The organism is Agromyces marinus (assembly GCF_021442325.1).
Classification (GTDB): domain Bacteria; phylum Actinomycetota; class Actinomycetes; order Actinomycetales; family Microbacteriaceae; genus Agromyces; species Agromyces marinus.
The window spans coordinates 1,099,445-1,117,729 of record NZ_CP087879.1 but is presented as its reverse complement, the minus strand read 5'-3'; the positions used below and the strand labels follow the sequence as shown (position 1 = coordinate 1,117,729).

General features: G+C 73.2%; 11 protein-coding genes. 2 read left to right on the top strand and 9 right to left on the bottom strand.

Annotation, left to right across the window (positions count from 1 at the left end; translation table 11 throughout):
• Window positions 1-40: 40 nt before the first annotated feature.
• From DSM26151_RS05235 to DSM26151_RS05200, 8 genes are all read right to left on the bottom strand, one after another.
• Window positions 41-649: an FHA domain-containing protein gene (locus DSM26151_RS05235; protein WP_234661362.1), complete on the bottom strand. Its 609-nt coding sequence runs from the start codon at window positions 647-649 to the stop codon at window positions 41-43.
• On the bottom strand, window positions 646-2,985 hold the full coding sequence (locus DSM26151_RS05230) for a transglutaminase-like domain-containing protein (protein WP_234661361.1): 2,340 nt from the start codon (window positions 2,983-2,985) through the stop codon (window positions 646-648). The genes DSM26151_RS05235 and DSM26151_RS05230 overlap by 4 nt, the downstream gene beginning before the upstream one ends.
• Window positions 2,982-4,370: a DUF58 domain-containing protein gene (locus DSM26151_RS05225; protein WP_234661360.1), complete on the bottom strand. Its 1,389-nt coding sequence runs from the start codon at window positions 4,368-4,370 to the stop codon at window positions 2,982-2,984. Before DSM26151_RS05225 ends, DSM26151_RS05230 begins: the two co-directional genes overlap by 4 nt.
• Entirely contained in the window at window positions 4,367-5,338 is a 972-nt protein-coding gene (locus tag DSM26151_RS05220) for an AAA family ATPase (RefSeq protein WP_234661359.1), read from the bottom strand. The genes DSM26151_RS05225 and DSM26151_RS05220 overlap by 4 nt, the downstream gene beginning before the upstream one ends.
• A gap of 20 nt (window positions 5,339-5,358) precedes the next feature.
• Window positions 5,359-11,220, bottom strand: a complete 5,862-nt coding sequence (locus DSM26151_RS05215) for an Ig-like domain-containing protein (protein ID WP_234661358.1) — start codon at window positions 11,218-11,220, stop codon at window positions 5,359-5,361.
• Window positions 11,217-12,620, bottom strand: coding sequence for a serine/threonine-protein kinase (locus tag DSM26151_RS05210; RefSeq protein ID WP_234661357.1), 1,404 nt, complete (start codon window positions 12,618-12,620; stop codon window positions 11,217-11,219). Before DSM26151_RS05210 ends, DSM26151_RS05215 begins: the two co-directional genes overlap by 4 nt.
• Before the next feature lie 87 nt (window positions 12,621-12,707).
• Window positions 12,708-13,514 carry a PP2C family protein-serine/threonine phosphatase gene (locus DSM26151_RS05205; protein ID WP_234661356.1) on the bottom strand — a complete coding sequence of 269 codons (807 nt, stop codon included), beginning with the start codon at window positions 13,512-13,514 and terminating at the stop codon, window positions 12,708-12,710.
• A 25-nt stretch (window positions 13,515-13,539) separates the two neighbouring features.
• Window positions 13,540-14,691: an FHA domain-containing protein gene (locus DSM26151_RS05200; RefSeq protein WP_234661355.1), complete on the bottom strand. Its 1,152-nt coding sequence runs from the start codon at window positions 14,689-14,691 to the stop codon at window positions 13,540-13,542.
• Window positions 14,692-14,855: 164 nt separating this feature from the next.
• On the opposite strand from DSM26151_RS05200, the gene DSM26151_RS05195 reads away from it, so the two are divergent.
• Complete coding sequence (locus DSM26151_RS05195; protein ID WP_234661354.1) at window positions 14,856-15,338, top strand: Lrp/AsnC family transcriptional regulator; 483 nt, start codon at window positions 14,856-14,858, stop codon at window positions 15,336-15,338.
• 25 nt (window positions 15,339-15,363) lie between these two features.
• Complete coding sequence (locus DSM26151_RS05190; RefSeq protein WP_234661353.1) at window positions 15,364-16,779, top strand: aspartate aminotransferase family protein; 1,416 nt, start codon at window positions 15,364-15,366, stop codon at window positions 16,777-16,779.
• 102 nt (window positions 16,780-16,881) lie between these two features.
• Here DSM26151_RS05190 and DSM26151_RS05185 read toward each other — a convergent pair whose 3' ends face one another.
• Window positions 16,882-18,099: a DUF4192 domain-containing protein gene (locus DSM26151_RS05185; RefSeq protein WP_234661352.1), complete on the bottom strand. Its 1,218-nt coding sequence runs from the start codon at window positions 18,097-18,099 to the stop codon at window positions 16,882-16,884.
• Between the last annotated feature and the right edge of the window lie 186 nt (window positions 18,100-18,285).

The window sequence follows — 18,285 nt, the reverse complement described above, 5'->3', positions numbered from 1 at the left end:
ACGCGCCGACCGGATCGGTCCGTGGAGGGCGGGTCGCCGATCAGGCGACCGTGAACGCCTGCTCGCCGATCTCGACGCGGCTCCCCCTCGGCACGAGCACCCGCCGACCGGGCTCGCACCGGACCCCGGACTCCCCCGGGCGGCGAACGACCGTGCCGTTCGCCGAGTACCGATCGGCCACCCAGAGCGCGCCCTCGTGCTGGCCGAACTCGAGATGGGTCTTCGAGACCGACACGCCGCGATCGACGATCTGCACGAGGTGGTCGAACGCCTCCTCGGGCTCGGCCAGCGGCCGGCGCCCGACCAGGCCGGTCCCCCGGACGGTCACGACCTCGCCGGTCGTGAAGGTCAGTACGAAAGCGGATGCCGCGGGCGGAGCCTCCTCGGGCGTGGCGCCGCTCGCGGGTTCCTCGTCGGCATCCTCATCGGGTGCCGGAGCGGGCGCGGATGCGGCCGGCGGTTCGAACGGCCCGGGCGGATGCACCGGCACGCTGAGCACGCCGGTCTCGGTGCGGTGGATGACGAAGGTGTCGCCGGGTCGCGGGTCGAACGGCCTCCGGGACTCGGGCGTCGCCGACGTCGAGCTCCCGCACGCGCCGCAGAACATCGCCCCCTCGGGCAGTGTCGCTCCGCAGATCCGGCAGTTCACGTCCCCGTTCCCTTCCGCGAGCCAGCGTACCCGCCGAGCGAGGCGAGCGAGACCCGCGCGCGCAGGCGCTCGCGCCGCGATCTCGGCTCGTCGAGGCGTCCCCTGAGTTCGTCGACCGACTCCCAGACGCGATCGTCGTCGCCCGGATGCGGTCCGTCCGGGCCGAAGACGGCCCGATCGACGACTGCGGCGAGTACCGCGGGTGCGAGACCGCCGACGACCGCGGCCTGTTCGGCGCGAGTCGCGGTCGGAACGATCGGGTATCCGTGGTCGGCCGCCTGGTCCGCGAACTCCTGCCATCCGCCCTCGATCCGTTCGACGGACGTCGGAGCTCGTCGCCGGAGGCGGCGGCGGCGCGCCTTGGCCACGAGGATCGCGGCGAACGGGCTCGCGAGCAGCGCGAGGAACGCGAGGACGATGCCGACGATCCGCAGGGTTGCGATGAGCGCGGCGACCCAGGCGTCGTCGCGATCGGGGTCCTGCGATCCGGAGTCCGGCTCGCCCGAACGGTCGTCGAGCGGTGTCGGGTCCTCCGGCGGCGGCAGGGCCGACTGGGGCCGCGAGACCACCGTGGGGTCGTCCGGCTCCCGCTCGGGTACGGGGCGCACCTCCGGGTTGGGGTCGACCGGGATCCACGCTCCGTCCGCTGCCTGCACTTCGATCCAGGCCTGCAGGTCGGAGCTGCGGAGCACCCGTGCGGCCCCTGCGTCGTCCTCGGGCCGTGGCAGGTAGCCGACCACGACCCGTGCCGGGAAGCCGATCTCGCGCGCGAGGAGCGCAGCCGCGACCGCGTACTGCTCGCCGTCCCCCACCATCGGGTTGGCCGTCGCGAGCTCGGCGATCCGGTCGAGCGCGTGGCCGGATCGGCTCGGCGTCTCGTCCTCCAGCCCGTGGCTGACGTAGCCCTCGCGATGGAAGCCCTCGATGACGGCCGCCAGCCGCGCGCCGGGCTCGTCGGAGGAACGCGTCCACGCGTCGAGCAGCCGCAGCAGTTCGTCGGGCGCCTCTGGCGATTCCGGGAGGATGGCGCCGCCGGGGCGCAGCAGCGTCAGGTCGACGCCGCCGACGGTCGCGACCGAGCTCGCCCGGTATCCGTCGCCGGCCTGCAGGCCGGATCGGACGGCCGCGGTCCCGGTCACGTCGTTGTATGCGAACTCGTCCGCGAGGGCATCCGCTCGCGGCTCGTCGAACTCGATGCGCTCGAGGCTCCCTGCTCCCGGCACCCAGACGTCGCGATAGCCGAGCACCTCGACCTCGAGCGCCACGGGCCGCCCGGCTTCGTCCGACTGGTCCAGGCGGTACGGCAGCCTCGTGAACTGGCCCGAGGCGGCCGAGCGATCGCTCCCGCCGACGGAGTACACGATGCCGTCGTAGGTGTCGAGCACCGCGATGCGCAGGCCGACCCCGTTCGGCAGGCCGGTCACGCCGAGCATCTCCCTATCGGCGACCTCGGGTGCGAACGCCGCACGGAAGCCGGACAGCGGGCTGTCCTGGGTCCGCGGGTCGAACGGCGGGCGCAGCTCGGCGCGCACCACGTCCCGAGGGCCGGCCGGCATGGCCAGCGACGCGGCGGTGGCCCCGCCGAGCGCGACGGCGAGGACGAGCGCCGCGCCGATGATCCGCCGCACCTCGGCGAGCGCGGAATTGGACCCGATGCGCGCCTCGGGCCGGGTCCGCGCGAAGGCGAGGCGGACGAGCCAGGCGATGCTCGCGACGAGGAACGCCGCGCCCGCCGTGAAGGCGCCCTCGTCGTGCACGACGCCGAGCACGATTCCCGTGATGAGGAGTGCCGCGGGCGGCAGGAGCGCGAGCGCGGGGTGGCGGGTGCGCACGGCGATCGTGACGGCGGCAGCGCTCGCGATGAGGCCCAGGAGGAACGGCGGCACGAGGAGCGCCTGGTACGAGCCGACGGGCACGGAGATCGTGACGAGCTGCTTCCACGACAGCGACGCCGCGAGCACGAGGTCGATGACGCCTTCGGCGGTGGGAAGCACCCCGGCGTAGGCCCGCGCGGGCACCGCGACGGGGACGCCCAGCACGACGTAGCCCGCCGCGACCGCTCCGACGACCGCCCACGCGGGCCACCTCCAGATCGCCCCGGCGAGGGCGATCGCGGCTCCCGTGACGATCGCGACCGTCGCGGCGACGAGGAACCGCGCGGACTCGTAGATCGGCCACCACGGGATCATCGCGGTCGCCAGGACCAGCATCACGAGCAGCGTCCCGACGATCGCGGACCCGAGCGCGGACCCGCGCAGGCGCACTGCGCCGGGCCGCGAGCCTGCGCCGAACGGCCGCGTCGTGCGCGGCTGCCCCTGGGCCGGTGCCGCGCTCATGCCACCGACGCCGTCCGCGCGAGCAGGGAGGCCAGGTCCTCGAGGTAGCCGATCCCGTAGACGGCGACGCCCCCGACCGAGCGTGCGCTCGCCTCGCCCTCGGATCGGCAGCGCACCGCGATCGTCTCGACCCCGAGCGGAAGCCGCGTCGCGGCCTGCCGCAGGTCGGCGACCTCGCAGGCTCCCCCGGTGATCACGAACGCGAGCGAGACCCCCGAGATGGACTCGGCGGCGGCGCGCGCGACGTCCCCGAGGGCGGCGGCGCGAGGGTCGCGCTCCTCGATGCACAGCGCGTCGAGGAGCCGGTCGCGCGACGCCGTCGGCAGTTCGCGGACCGCTGCGATGCCCGAGCGTGAGCGCACGGGCTCGGCCCCCGGGGCGGTGCGACGGTTCAGGGCGGTGCGACGATTCAGGGCGGGCCGACCGCTCCGCCACCGACCCGACACCGCGAACGCCAGGCTCCTCGCGTCGCGGATGGCGCGGGCCCCGATCGATGCCGCGACGCTCACCGCCAGCTCGAAGTCGTCGGGGTCCTCGTACGCGTCCGGGCGGAGGTCGAGCAGCACCATGAGACGGCTGCGCCGGGTCTCCTCGAACTGGCGCACCATGAACGTGCCGGTCTTGGCCGAACTGCGCCAGTGGATGTACCGTCGGTCGTCCCCCGGCTGGTACTCCCGGAGCGCATGGAAGGCGATGTCGCTCGCCGTCAGGTCGCGTGTCGGCGACCCCTCGAGGTCGCGGAGGTACCCGGTGCTCAGCGCCGACACCGCGACCGTTCGGGGATGCACGTGCAGTTCGCGCACGTCCGACCACACGATCTCGCGTCGCATGAGCCCGAGGGGGTCGGCACGGACGGTGCGCGCCGGTCCGACGGCGACGATGCCGCGTCGGTCGGTCGGGATGCCGACGTGCTCGTCGACCTCCCCGCCGCGCGAGAGCGCCGGCAGGAGCAGTTCCACGACCCGGCGACCGACCGGGATCTCGAGCCGGGCGCCCGAGAATCGCCGACGTCCGGGATTGCGGGCGACCAGGCGCGCCTCGGCGGTCTCGCCGACGGCGACGCGCGGGACGGGGAGCGTGAGCAGGATCTGTCCGGCTCCCCGCCCGACCAGCCAGAGGGAGGCCGCGGCCGCGACGAACAGCAGGCCCCAGCCGATCACGGCGAGCTCGGTCCACCCCCAGCCGTACGCGAGGACGAGCGAGGCGATCCCGCCGGCGATCACGCCCCAGCCGAGGGGCGTCACGACCGAGCGCGCCGCACGGGTCGTGCGTTCGAGAACGGATGCCGCGGCTCGCGCGGCGACGACCGCGCGAGCGATGACCACCGCGAGCAGGCCCTGGCTCGCGGCCTCCTCGGGGATGATCGTCCGGGTGTCGGAGCTCACCCGACCTGCCTCGCTGCGGGCGGTGGGGTCTCGATGAGCACCTGTGCGATGAGGTTGGATGCGGTGACGCCGTCGAACTCGGCCTCGGGATCGAGGATGATCCGGTGCGCGAGCACGGGCTCGGCGAGGGCCTTGACGTCGTCGGGGACGACGTAGTGCCGCCCGCGGCCCGCGGCGTGCGTCTTCGCGGCGCGCACGAGCGCGAGTGCGCCGCGGACGCTCACGCCGAGGCGCACCTCGGTCGCGCTCCGGGTCGCGTCGACGAGACGCGAGACGTAGTCGTTGATGGTCGGGTCGACGTAGACGGTGCGCGCGAGCGCCGCCATCTCGACGATCTCGGCGGCGTCCAGGCGTGCCTCGACGCGATGGTCGTGCGCGCGCTGGTCGGTTCCCTCGAGGATCCGGATGGTCGACGCGTGGTCCGGGTATCCGATCGAGGTGCGCATGAGGAATCGGTCCAGCTGCGCTTCGGGGAGCCGGTAGGTGCCTGCCTGCTCGACGGGGTTCTGGGTCGCGATGACCATGAACGGACGGGCGACGGGGTGGGTCTGACCGTCGACGGTGACCTGGCCCTCCTCCATGACCTCGAGCAGCGCGGACTGCGTCTTCGGGCTGGCCCGGTTGATCTCGTCGGCGAGCACGATGTTCGCGAAGACGGGGCCGGGATGGAACTCGAATGCACGCGAGCGCTGGTCGTAGACGGAGACGCCGGTGATGTCGCCCGGGAGCAGGTCGGGGGTGAACTGCACGCGGTTGCTCGTCCCCGCGACCGACTGGGCCATGGTTCGCGCGAGCGAGGTCTTTCCCGTGCCGGGCACGTCCTCGAGCAGGAGGTGCCCCTCGCTCAGCAGCGCGGTGAACGCGAGCCGGATGACGCGGTTCTTGCCGAGCAGCACCTCCTCGACGGCTCCGACGAGCTCGTCGAGGTTCGACGCGAACCGGGTGGCGTCCTCGGGCGTCATCGTCATGCGGTGCTCCTCCGTGGGCTTCATCGTGCCTCGAATCTCGCGGTGACGCCCGCGACCTCAACATCCAACCAGACCGCGTCGCCGGGCCTGCCGTTCTCGACCGTGCAGGACGTCGAGGACTGCGCGGGCCTGCCTGCATCGTCGCGCGACCCGCAGCGGTACTCGACGGGGAGCCCGCCGTTGGCGGGATCGGCCGTCCACGACCAGGTGCGCGTCGCCGGGTCGTACGCCCGCCCCGGCAGGGCGAAGGTGAGCGATGGGGATTCGCCGCTCGGGAACGTCTCGGACCACGGCCCGCAGGTGCCCCACACGGTGCACGCGCGGACCTGGAACCGGGCCGTCTGCCCGAACGGGCGGTCGAGCAGCTGGCGGAGCCATCCCGACCCCGAGAAGTCCCGCGGCGAACCGACCCGCGCTCCCGACCCGTCCACCGCGATCACCTGCAGCCGGCGGGTTCCGCCGACGACGCCGTCGATGTGGCGGTCCCAGGTCTCGGGGCCGAGCCATCCCATCCCGCTCCGGACGTCGCTGATCGCGTCGGGCGCCGGACGCACGACGGTCGTCTTGACCTCCGTGGAGACGCACCCGGCCCGGTTGTACCCCCAGACGACGAACCCGTACCTCGCCGACTGCGCGTCGGTGCCCGTGAACGCCACGCTCGCCGTCCCGGGCCCCACGTGCACCATCTCGGCGACCGTCCCGCCCACCGTGGGGGCGACGACGCTTCCCGGTGCGGGACGGGTGACCGTGCACGCCTGGGCGCCCGTCGGCACGGCGGTCTCCCCCTCGACGAGCCGCTGGACGAAGTACCCGTCGATCGCGTCGCCGTTGCCGTCGAACGCAGACCACGACACGACCACGCTGCCCGCCGCGGGATTCGGAACCGGATCGTTCATCGCTCCCGCGAACGGCACGCCGAAGGGCGTTCCCGTCGTCGTGGCCTCGGTCCACGCGGCGAGCGCCGGGAGCGCGCCGTTGCGTGCACTCACGGTCACCGCCACCGTGCTGCCGTTGGCGAGGTCCTGGGAGTCGAAGGTGCACAGCGACGCCGTGCAGGCCCTGGACGCCGGAACCTCGACGGGCGAACCGGCGACCCAGACCGCGTACGTCTCGACCGGGCTGCCCGATCCGGATGGGACCGGGCTCCACTCCACGCGCAGTCGTCCGTCGAGCGGGAGCGCTCGAAGGCCCGCTGCCGGCGGCGGGATGACGTCCGACCAGACCGGTTCGGGCAGGTCGACCGGGTGGCTGAGCCCGATCGCGTTGCGGGCCTGGATCCGGACCACCGCGGCCGAAGCCGGACCGTTCCCGGTCGTCGGAACGGTGCAGGTGGTCGCAGCGCACTCCGAGGCGCTGAGCTCCGTTCCGTCGCCCGCGTCGAGCAGGCTGATCCGGTAGCCCTCGATCGGCGAGTTGTTCGCGGCACCCGCGCCGAACGCGAGGTCGATCTCGCCGTCGCGGAACGCGGTGAGCCGTGCCTCGGTGACCGGTTCGGGACGATCCTGGACCGAGATCGTGACCGTGCCCCAGGCGTACCTGCTCGAGTCATCCGTGGCGTCGGCCACCTGGTACTGCAGCGTCGTGTTGACGGGATCGGCTCCCGGCTCGACCGTCACGGCGAGCGTCGCGCGGTCGTCGTCGGGCACGACCCTGAGCCCGGGCGGAAGGCTCTCCGCATCCACCCCGCGCACGCGCAGGACGCGCAGCGGCGAGTTCGGGAACGGGTTGCCGGCGGCGTCGTTCTCGAGCACGTCGACGGTCGTGGTCCGACCGCGCGGGGCGACGGCGAGGTCCGGCGCCGGCTGCGCGAGCGGCCTCGTCGACGGCACGACCCGCAGGTCGATCCGGCCCGGCGTCCCCTCGATCCCGCCGTCGGCGACGCCGATCGTGATCGACCGGCGCGTGCCCTGGGCCGTGCTCGCGTCGGTGCGGACCACGAGGTCGCCGCCGTCGAGGCCCGCGTCGAACCCCTCGGGCACCGGGCCGACGACCCGGAACTCCAGGTCGCTCGCGTCGGCATCCGCTGAGCTCGTCAGGCGCTCGAGGTCGATGGCCTTCTCCTGGCCGGGCTCGAAGTCGATCACGCCTCCGACGAATGCGGGCGGCTGCCCCTCCCCCGGCCGGACGTCGATCGGCACGACGATGGTCCCGACCCGTCCATCCGGATCGTCCGCGCTCGCTCCGTCCGTCACGGTGAATGAGATGGATGCCGGCCCGAAGTACCCGTCCTCGCTCCGGAACCGGAGGGTGTCCTGGTCGAGGACGAGGTCGCTCCCGTCCGATCGGGACGCGCGCACGGTCGCGGCATCCGTCAACCTGACCGGACGGCCGGACGCCGCGACGACGTAGTCCTCGAGCTCGAAGACGACCTCCTCACCCGAGGTCACGCGAACGGGTGGTGCGTCGCGGCGCAGCTGCGGCAGCGCGTCGTCGCGGCCCGGCACCCAGATGAACGCGTACGCGCGAAGGCCCGGGTCGTCGGGGTGGCCGACCGAGTAGGGCACGATGCGGCGGGCGTCGCGGACCTCCACCCGCACGTCGCCCTCGGCTTCGACGCGCGCGCCGTCGCCGTACCCGGCGACGAGCGCAACGTCGGCTTCGCCCGGGTCCGCATCCGCGATGAAGACGTCCTCGAGGACGTCGACCGAGACCTCGTCCTCCTCGAGCACGTCCGTGAGGCTGAGGACGACGTCGGGCGCCTCGGGCCGGGCGAGCGGGGCATCGGGGTCGGCGGTGACGCGGACGAAGCTCGAGGCGCTCGACTGGCGCTCGTTCTCGATCGTGTAGATCGCTCCGTAGGTGTCGGGCTCCTCGGGAACGTCGACCACGACGAGGCCGTCGATCGTCTCGACCGACGTGCCTGCGGTGTTCGGCTCCGCCCCGGTCAGCCGCAGCGGCGACCCGTCGGGGTCGCTGTCGTTCTCGAGCACCCGGACGGCGACGGTCCGGCCGGGCCGCACGGTCACGTCGTCCTCGATCGCGACGGGGGGCCGGGCGCCCGGCGCGGCCGGCGCCACGCCGACGCGAACGGTTCCGCTCGCCCGGGCTCCGAGGGCGTCGACCACCGCGTACGAGAAGGAGTCCGTGCCGGCCGAGTACTCGCCGGCCCGGTACTCGAGCCAGTCGGGGCCGCGATCCACGACGGACCCCCGCTCGGGGTTGGACTCCTCGCCGATGAGCTGGACCGAGTCGCCGTCGGGGTCGATGCCGCCGAGCGAGATCTGGATCCGGACCGTGCCGCCCGCGAGGACCCGCGCGGTGGCGGTTCGCGGCACCGGGGCCGCGTTGCCCTCGGGATCGGCGTCGCGCACCGTGATGGTCACGGCGGCGGTCCCGAACTGGCCGTCCGGTCCCTCGACGCGATAGACGCCGGTGTACTCGCCGGGCGCATCGGGTGCGGCGAAGCGCAGGCGCCCGGCCGAGGTGAAGAGCAGCCCCGCGGCGGGGGCCTGCTCGAGTTCGGGAGCGAGGACGAGCCGGTCGCCGTCGGGGTGCGCGTCGTTGTCGAGGACCGGGATGTCGATGACGTCGCCCGTTCGCGCCGACGCCGTGTCCGCTACGGCGATCGGCGGCTGGAACCGGTCGGGGCGGGGCACCTCGACGACCGTGACGGCGCCGACGGCATCGGCGAGGCCGTTGCTCACCCGATAGCCGAAGCTGGTCGACCCGGTCGGCAGCGGCTGCGTGAGCGTGACGCGCAGCACGCGGTTGTCGATGACCTCGATCCGCAGTGCGTCGACGGGTTCCTCGGCCGCGCCGGTGAGGACGAGCAGCCCCCCGGTCGGGTCGATGTCGGTCGCGAGCACATCGACCTCCATCGGCTGGTCGAGGCGCAGGAACGCGGTGTGCGGAACCGTGATGGGCGTGGTGTCGCGTTCCGGCGGGGCGCTCACCTCGACCCTCACGAGTCCCGTGGCCGTCTCGCCGCCGTCGGTCACGGTGTACTCGAGGTAGTGCGTTCGCACGTCCTCGGATCGGAAGCGGAAGGTGCCCGAGTCGAAGTCGGGGGTGATCTCGGCCTTCGGCTTGGCGGGGACCGCGCTCAGGCGCGGCATCCCCGACCCGCCCCGCACGTGCCTGAGGGGTTCGATCTCGATCTCCTCGCCGGCGGTCGCGAGCGCGACGAACGGCTCGGCGATGACCGGTGCCTCGCCGAGCGGGCGCACCGCGACGCTCATCGCACCGTTGCCGTCGTCGCGGCCGTCGGAGACGACCAGCGCGATCGACCGGGAGGGCCCGCGGCCGGCCCCCTCGTCGAACACGACGACGCCGTCGGCGGTGGACGACACGCGGTCGGGCGCCTCGGCCGTCGCGCGCCTGAGGAACACGGGGTCGCCGTCGGGATCGACCCACTCGCCGAGCACCGCCGTCGTGACGCGGCCGCCCTCCTCGACGACCGCCCGGGTCGGCCGCACCTGCTCGGGGGCGCCGTTCTCGTCCGGCGCGCGCACCGTGACCGCGACGTTCGCGTGCGCCGTGCCGCCACGACCGTCGTCGATCGTGTACCCGAACTCGAAGGAGCCGGACGCGTCCGCGTCGAGGGTGAGCTGGATCTGCTGGCGGTTCGCGACGATGTCGAGGCTCGCCCAGCCGGGCAGTTCGCCGTCGGTCGCGGAGACGATGAGCACGTCGCCGTTCGCGTCGTAGTCGTCGAGCAGCACGGGCAGCAGCGTCGATCGGCCCGGCCGCGCGCCGAAGTCGTCGTCGACGGCCACGGGCGGCACCTGGGTCTTCTCGATGGTCGGCGTCGCGTCGGGGTCGTTCTCCTCGACCGTCTGCTCGTCGCGTCGGACGGCCAGCAGGTCGTCCCAGTTGTCGATCACGCCGTAGTCGCCGGATGCCGCCCAGGTCGTGCCCGAGCGGCGGTCGTTGAGCACGAGCGTCTCGCCGTTCGCCAGGAACGCGAGCGACGGCGATCCGGTCGTTCCCGCGAGCGGCACGAGCTCGGCGTTCCCGCAGTCGCGCCAGGCCATGCCGTCCGACCAGGCGGCGTGGCTGCATCCGCCGTGCGTGACCGGAGCGGCGGGGACGCCGCGCCGCCCGTCGACGAGGACGACCGCGCCGGAACCGTCGAGGGGCGCTTCGACGAGTCGCGTGCGCGTCGCGAGGAGCACGCGGTCGCCGCCGGCCGCCGGGCGCTGCAGGACCGCTCCGTCTCCGGGGTCCGCGACGGGATCGAGGTCGACCGTCGTTCCGCCCTCGACGTGCAGGACGAGTGCGGTCTCATCGAACACCGCCCAACGTCCCGCGACGGAGGTCACCTGGACGCGATCCGCCTCCTCGAACGCCTCGATCCGGGTCGAGCGGACGTCGTCGGGCCGGTCCGCGTCGGAGGCGTGGAGCACCCCGGTGCTCGGGACGAACCCGAAGATCCGGCCGTCCTCGTCGACGGAGACGACGGCTCCGGGGCCGAACGAGACCGCGGGGTCCGATTCCGCGTCGAAGGATCCGAACTCGTCCGCCGGCCAGACCCAGACGTCGCCGTCCGCGGCGAGGACGACGCGGTCTCCGGCGAGCGCGATCTCGGCATCGCCCGGGACGGCCACGGTGTCGAGCACGGTCGACGTCGTCGCGTCGACGATGCCGACGCTCGCCCTGTCCCGGTCGAGCACGAGCACGCTCGCACCGCGCTGGACGATCTCGGCACGCGCCCCGCCGGTGTCGACGACGGCGTTGAGCTCGTGCACGGCCGTGCTCGCCCGGCCGACGGTCAGCCGTTCGTCGTTGGCGACCCACACGGAGGCGTCTCCGAGGTCGATGCGCTGCGCGGTGTAGCCCCCGGATGCCACGGCGACGCCCGCGACGAGGGCGACGACCGCGACGACGGACCCGCCGGTCAGCACCGCCGAACGGCGCCGGTTCCAGAGATCCCGCAGGTTCATCCGGGCACCTCGTCGACGTCGGTGCAGCGTTCGACGCTCGGGGTGCCGGACTTCCCATCGCGCCAGACCGTGACGCTCACGCACACCGTTCCGGGCTCGTCGACGCTCAACGAGTACGCCGCCGCGCGCTGCGGCGGCGACGCCGCGCCGTCGACCGTCACGATGTAGGCGTCCCCGGCGCGCAGCCCCGGGTCCTCCCACGCGAACTCGATGGCCGCGCCGTCGGTCCGCGCGCGCACGTCGGTGACGACGGGGATCCCGCCCGCGTCGCGGGCGAGCGTGACGAGCCCCGCGACCACGAGCCCGACGAACACCGCCGCGGCGACCGCGACGCCCCCGATGAGGCGGCCCGTCGAGGGCGGCGCGGCGCGACCCCGCTCAGCCCCGGAACCCTGCGAGTTCCCGTCGACCGTCCTGGGGCGTGCCGCGCTGCGGGCGCGCCGGCGCCGCGAGCGCGACGAACCGACGGTCGTCCCTGCGCCGATCCGCGTCCGTTCGTCGGGGTCGACAGCCGTGGCGAGCGCCCAGTCGTCCATGGCGACCTCGAGCTGGGTCTGCGGAAGGGCGAGCTCCTCCTCGACGGCCTGGAGGTCGCGGATGAACTCCAGGGCACCGGCCTGCCGGTCGGCGGGCCGCTTGGACATGGCGCGGGCGAGCAGTGCCTCGAGGCTCCGAGGGACGTCGGGTCGCCCGGTGGGCGGAACCTTGGCCTTCTCGATGCGGCCGACGAGCGCGACCGTCCCGTTGTCACCGCCGATGATCTCGAACGGGCTCCGGCCCGCGATGAGGGAGTAGACCGTGGCCCCGAGGGACCACACCTCGCTCGCGACCGTGCCGGCGACCTCGTCCAGCAGCACCTCCGGGGCCGACCAGGGGACCGACAGCCCGACGGCATCGCTGGCCGCCGCCTGGCCGAGGGTCGCGGCGATGCCGAAGTCGGCCAGCACGGGGTGGCCGTACGCCGTCGTGAGGATGTTGGAGGGCTTGATGTCGCGATGCAGGACCCCCTGGCGGTGCGCCGTCTCGACGGCGCTCGCGATGCGGACGCCGGTCGAGAGCACCTCGGACAGCGGCAGCTGGACGGCACGATAGCGCTGGGCGAGCGTGGAGGAGCAGTACTCCATCACGAGGTACGGTCGCCCGTCGGCCGCGACGCTGGCCTGGTACACGGTCAGGATCGACGGATGGCTCGAGAGCTGGGCCATCAGGTTCGCCTCGGCCTGGAACATCTGGCGGACCTCGTCGTCGACGACCTCGGAGAGCAGGACCTTGACGGCCACGAGCCGCCGGGGCATGTTCTGCTCGTAGAGGAAGACGTCGGCGAAGCCGCCCGAGCCGAGGACCCGGATGAACGAGAAGCCCGGCAGGTTGGGCGGCGTTGACGGCAGTCGCCTCGTCACGTTCCTCCCAGCGGCTCGATCGCGATCCGCGCCGCGCGCCCGCCGCGCGGCGTCCACCAATTCTAGGGTCGCGCCACGGCCGCCGGATCAGCCCGCGTCGTCGCCTGTGGACGGTCGGACGACCCGGAGCACGTCGAGCACGATGACGGTCACGTTGTCGCGCCCGCCGTTGCCGACGGCCGCTTCGACGAGCTGCCTCACGGCCTGGTCGGGCGACCGCCCCGAGGTGAGGAAGTGGCGGATGCCGTAGGAGGTGAGTTCCTTGGTCAGGCCGTCGGAGCACAGGAGCAGGCGCATGCCCTCCTCGAGCGGGATCGCCCGGTAGTCCGGGATCGGCGCCTCGTGGAACCCGACCGCGCGCGTGATGACGTTCGAGTGCGGGTGGGTGTCGGCTTCCTCGCGCGTGATCTGCCCGGCGTCGACCAGCTCCTGCACGATCGAGTGGTCGACCGTCAGCTGCTCGAGCACGCCTCCGACGAGCCGGTAGACGCGCGAGTCCCCGATGTTGAACACGATCCAGGCCGGCTCATCGCCGACGAGGCCGAGGCCGACGCCGGTGACGGTCGTGCCGCTGCCCTCGTCGGTGACCCCGGTGCCGCGGCCCATGTCCTGGACGGCCGATTTCAGCGCCGCGTCGATCTCGGCGGTGCCGACGGCGGCCCGTCCTCCGTGCTCGGCGAGCCTGGTCACGACCGCGGCGCTCGCGAAGTCGCCCGCCGCGTGCCCGCCCATTCCGTCGGCGACCGCGAAGACCGGGGCCTGCGCCACGTAGCTGTCCTCGTTGACCGAGCGGCGCAGGCCGGTGTCGGTCGCAGCCGACCATGCCAGCTCGACCTCGGTTCCGTCGGGCAGCGTGACCTCGTGGCGGCTGTTGCCGTTGCCGATCTGCGTCACCAGTCCCCCTGCGTTCCGATCGAGGTCATGCGTCGACGCTCCCTGGCGCGGGGAGGATCTCGACGATGGTATCCCCTCCGAGGACGAGGCTGGTGCCCGCCGAGACGACGACCGACTCGCCGGACCTGAGCCGGCGACGACCCGAGCGCGAGCGCACGACGGTGCCGTTGGTCGAGCGCAGGTCGACCGCGACGAGGCGCTCGCCCTCGATGCGGAGCTCGAGGTGCGCGGCGGAGACGACTCCCGACGGCGAGTCCACGCGCACGAGCTCGACGGACTCGCCTGCGACCCGCGGCGCACTCGGGCTGCGGCCGATGATGACGGACCCGGCGACCGTGCCGGTCGCGCCCCCGACGATGCGGTAGCCCGGGGCCGAGGGAGCCGAGGCGCCCCGATCGCGACCCGTGCGGGCCCGAGCGGATGCCGCGGCATCCGCTCGCACGTCGCCCTCACGCGGCCCGCCCGCCCTGCGCCGCGCGGCCGGGGTGAGCACGGTGTCCGCCTCCGCGACGTCGCCGCGGACGTGGCGGACGGTGTCGGCCCCGTCGCCGACGAGGTCCAGGGGCATCGTCGGCACCTTGGTCAGTGGGTGCCGGCGATCGGCGCTCGCGCGGGACGGCCCCGCCGGGGGCGCCGGGCGCGCGGCTCCGGCATCCGCGCTCTCAGATGCCGCAGTCCCGGGTGCCGCAGGCGCCTCCCGCCAGGACCACTCGACCGCCGAAGCGCGGAACGCGGCGCGGTCGGCCGCGACCGGCGCCCCTCGGAGGCCGACCTGGCGGACGCCGTCGGGCGACGCGTTCGCTCCGGTGATCCGCAGTCGGGTGACCGCGGTGAACTCGGCGAGATGCCACGGCACGATGCCGCGGGAGTCCAGCCGCCTGGTGCCTCCCGGGGAGACCAGATCGACCACGGCGTCGCCCCGGACGATCGCGGTGATCGGGTCGCCCTCGGTGGGCCACCACACGATCGCGAGGTGCTCGACGCCGCCGTAGCCCATCGGGATCCTCGCGACGAGGTCCTCGAGGTCGGCCTCGGGGGTGACGGCCTGCTCGACGAGGGCGCTCAGCACGCGGTCGTTCGCCGGGGCCGCGATCGCCGCGATGAACCGAGCGCCGACCACGACGTCCCAGTCCCGGGCGCCGGGCTCGTCCCGGCGACGCACCGCACCGTCGACCATGTCGTCCAGTCTGGCATCGCGGGCGGCCGGAGTGTCCGCCCCATGCCCGGTGGACGCACGCCCCGCTCCCGGGCACACGCCGCAACGATGGAATCCGCAGTGAATCGACCGAGTATCGACGGATTCCCTTGTGAAACCAGCGCCTCACTGTCATGATCGAACGCATGACGAACGGAAGCCGCTCGAACAGCCAGCGGCCGGTGCAACTCGACGACGTCTCGAAGGCGATCATCGAACAGCTCCAGGCCGACGGGCGGCGCTCCTACGCCGACATCGGCAAGGCCGTCGGCCTCAGCGAGGCCGCCGTCCGCCAGCGCGTGCAGCGACTCACCGAGGCCGGCGTGATGCAGATCGTCGCGGTGACCGACCCCATGCAGCTCGGCTTCACGCGCCAGGCGATGATCGGCATCCGCGCGACGGGCGACACGCGGGTCCTCGCCGAGGCCCTGGCCGAGATTCCGGAGATCGACTACGTGGTCCTCACGGCAGGCAGCTTCGACCTCATGGCCGAGGTCGTGTGCGAGGACGACGACCAGTTGATCACGCTGCTGAACTCGCGGATCCGGAGCCTCGACGGCGTGATCGGCACCGAGACGTTCGTCTACCTGAAGCTGCAGAAGCAGTTCTACAACTGGGGCACCCGGTGAACGGGCAGCCCGGAAGGAGTATCCGATGACGACCCTCGACGCAGCGCCGCTCAGCGGCACCGCAGGCTACGACGACGCAGCGCTGCAGAAGAAGGCGAAGGACCATCTCTGGATGCACTTCTCCCGCCAGTCGGTGATGGAGGAGCACGGAGTTCCGATCATCACGCGTGGCGAGGGCCACCACATCTTCGACATCAACGGCCGAAAGTACTTCGACGGGCTCTCGGGCCTGTTCGTCGTCAACGCCGGGCACGGACGACGCCGCCTGGCCGAGGTCGCCGCGAAGCAGTCCGAGGAGCTCGCGTTCTTCCCGCTGTGGTCCTACGCCCACCCCGCCGCGATCGAGCTCGCGGATCGCCTCGCGGACTACGCGCCCGGCGACCTGAACCGCGTGTTCTTCTCGACCGGAGGCGGCGAGGCCGTCGAGACCGCGTTCAAGCTCGCGAAGTACTACTGGAAGCTCCGCGGGATGCCCACCAAGCACAAGGTGATCTCGCGGGCCGTCGCGTACCACGGAACGCCCCAGGGCGCGCTCGCGATCACGGGGCTGCCCGCGATCAAGCAGATGTTCGAACCGGTCACGCCCGGCGGCTTCCGCGTGCCGAACACGAACTTCTACCGCGCGGCCGAGATGGGCGGGCCGACCGACGACATCGAGACGTTCGGCCGGTGGGCGGCCGACCGCATCGAGGAGATGATCCTGTTCGAGGGCCCCGAGACCGTGGCCGCGGTCTTCCTCGAGCCGATCCAGAACTCCGGCGGATGCTTCCCGCCGCCGCCCGGGTACTTCCAGCGGGTTCGCGAGATCTGCGACAAGTACGACGTCCTGCTGGTCTCCGACGAGGTCATCGCCGCGTTCGGTCGCGTCGGTCACATGTTCGCGTGCGACGCCTACGGCTACCAGCCCGACATGATCACCTGCGCGAAGGCCATGACCTCGGGGTACGCACCCATCGGGGCGACGATCATCTCGGAGAAGCTGTACGAGCCGTTCAAGTCGGGCAGCACGAGCTTCTACCACGGCTACACCTTCGGCGGGCACCCCGTCGCGGCGGCGGTCGCGCTCGAGAACCTCGACATCTACGAAGAGGAGAAGCTCAACGAGCGCGTGCGCGAGAACTCGCCGCTGTTCCGCGCCGAACTCGAGAAACTGCTCGACATCCCGATCGTGGGCGACGTCCGGGGCGACGGGTACTTCTTCGGCATCGAGCTCGTCAAGGACAAGGCCACGCGCGAGACGTTCGACGATGACGAGTCGGAGCGCCTGCTCCGCGGCTTCCTCTCGAAGGCGCTCTTCGACGCCGGCCTGTACTGCCGGGCCGACGACCGTGGCGACCCCGTCATCCAGCTCGCACCGCCGCTGACGATCGGCCCCGCGGAGTTCCGCGAGATCGAGCAGACCCTGCGCGGCGTGCTCACGGAGGCGACCGACCTCCTCTGACCGCGACCTGCGCGCCGGCGACCCCCGAGCGCGCGGAGCGTTCCACCGGGACGCCCGGGCCCGTCACGGCCCGGGCGTCCCGGCGTCTCCGGCGTCTCCGCCTCACATCCCCTCGAAGACGGGCGGCCCCTCGCCGCGATCCGGCCTCGGAAGGGCTTCGCTGAACGCCCACTCGGGCAGCGCACCGGATCCGAAGAACCCGTGCAGCAGCCGCGACATCGAGTGCTCCGGTTCCTCGCCGAGGGCGAGGTCGATGAGCGTTCCCGCCGCCGAGCCGCGGCCGATCGCCCACGCGAGCCAGGCGGCCACGCACAGGGCGCCCGACCGCCGCCCGGCGGGCGCGCTCCCGATCGCGGCGCACAGCGCTTCGAGGCAGGTCCCGATCCGATCCGCATCGGGCCGGATCGTGCTCTGCCCGAGGATGAGCCTCGCGAGCAACCCGTCGACGCGCTCACCGCCCGGGTGCGCGTCGACGCCGGCGCCCTCGGCGTCGCACTCGTCGGCGTCGCACGGCTCGCCGTCGGCGCACCGGCAGGAGACGTCACCGGCCGCGAGCGCGAGTTCTCCGACGAGCGGTCCGAACGCGCACTGCAGCATGATCGCGTCCCGCACGGGCGGACTCGCCGCCAGGTGCACCATCCACGCGTACTCCTCGGGCGCGCCCGTGATGCCTCCGGCCGCGAGCCGCTCGACGAGCACGAGGGGATCGCTGTCGGTGCCGAGTACGGCGTCGATCCGGTCCAGGGCGTCCTCGGTGCGGTCGCCCCGGTCGCCGAGGGCGTCGAGCAGTTCGCGCACGGCAGCCGCGGTCTCCGGTCCGGGCGCGGGGATGGGGACCGTCGCGGACGGTGAGTCGGCGAGCCCTCCGCGCGTGCGGAAGGCGGCCCGCCGCGCAGCCGGGCTCTGCTCGATCATCGAGAGCGGATGCCCGCCACCGGGCAGGTCGTCATCGAAGAGCGATCCCCAGCCGTCGGTCGCGACGCAGAGCGCGTCCCGCACCTCGAACCCCGCCTCCTCGAGGCGGCTCGCGAGCGTCTCGAGGATCCGGCGGTGGGGCATCGCGGTGCCGTCGAAGGCGGCCTCGCCGTAGACCACCGCGGCTACGGCGTCCACCCGCGGGAGGCGGCACAGCGTGCCGAGCATCATCGCGGCCACGGCGTCGATGCGGTCCTCCGGTGGGAGGTCGTGCCGAAGCACGCCCGCGGTGCGGGAGCCCTCGAACCCGACGCACACGAGCGATCGCGTCGGTCGGTACCCGACCAGGTGCGGGACGAGGGCGAGGAAGTCGTGCGCCGCTTCGGCGCGGATGATCGTCGTCATGGCGTGCAGTCTGGGCGTCGGCGCATCGATCCCGGGGTCCGCGTCCGCTCCGGTGGCCGGACCGGTCACCGCCCGAGTTGGGGAGGACGGGCCGCCGCCGGAACGTGGCTCATCCTCCACATCGCCCCGGATCCGGGAGTTCCGCGCAGTGTCCGATTCCCGCCAGTCGATGTCGGCGGCCCGGCC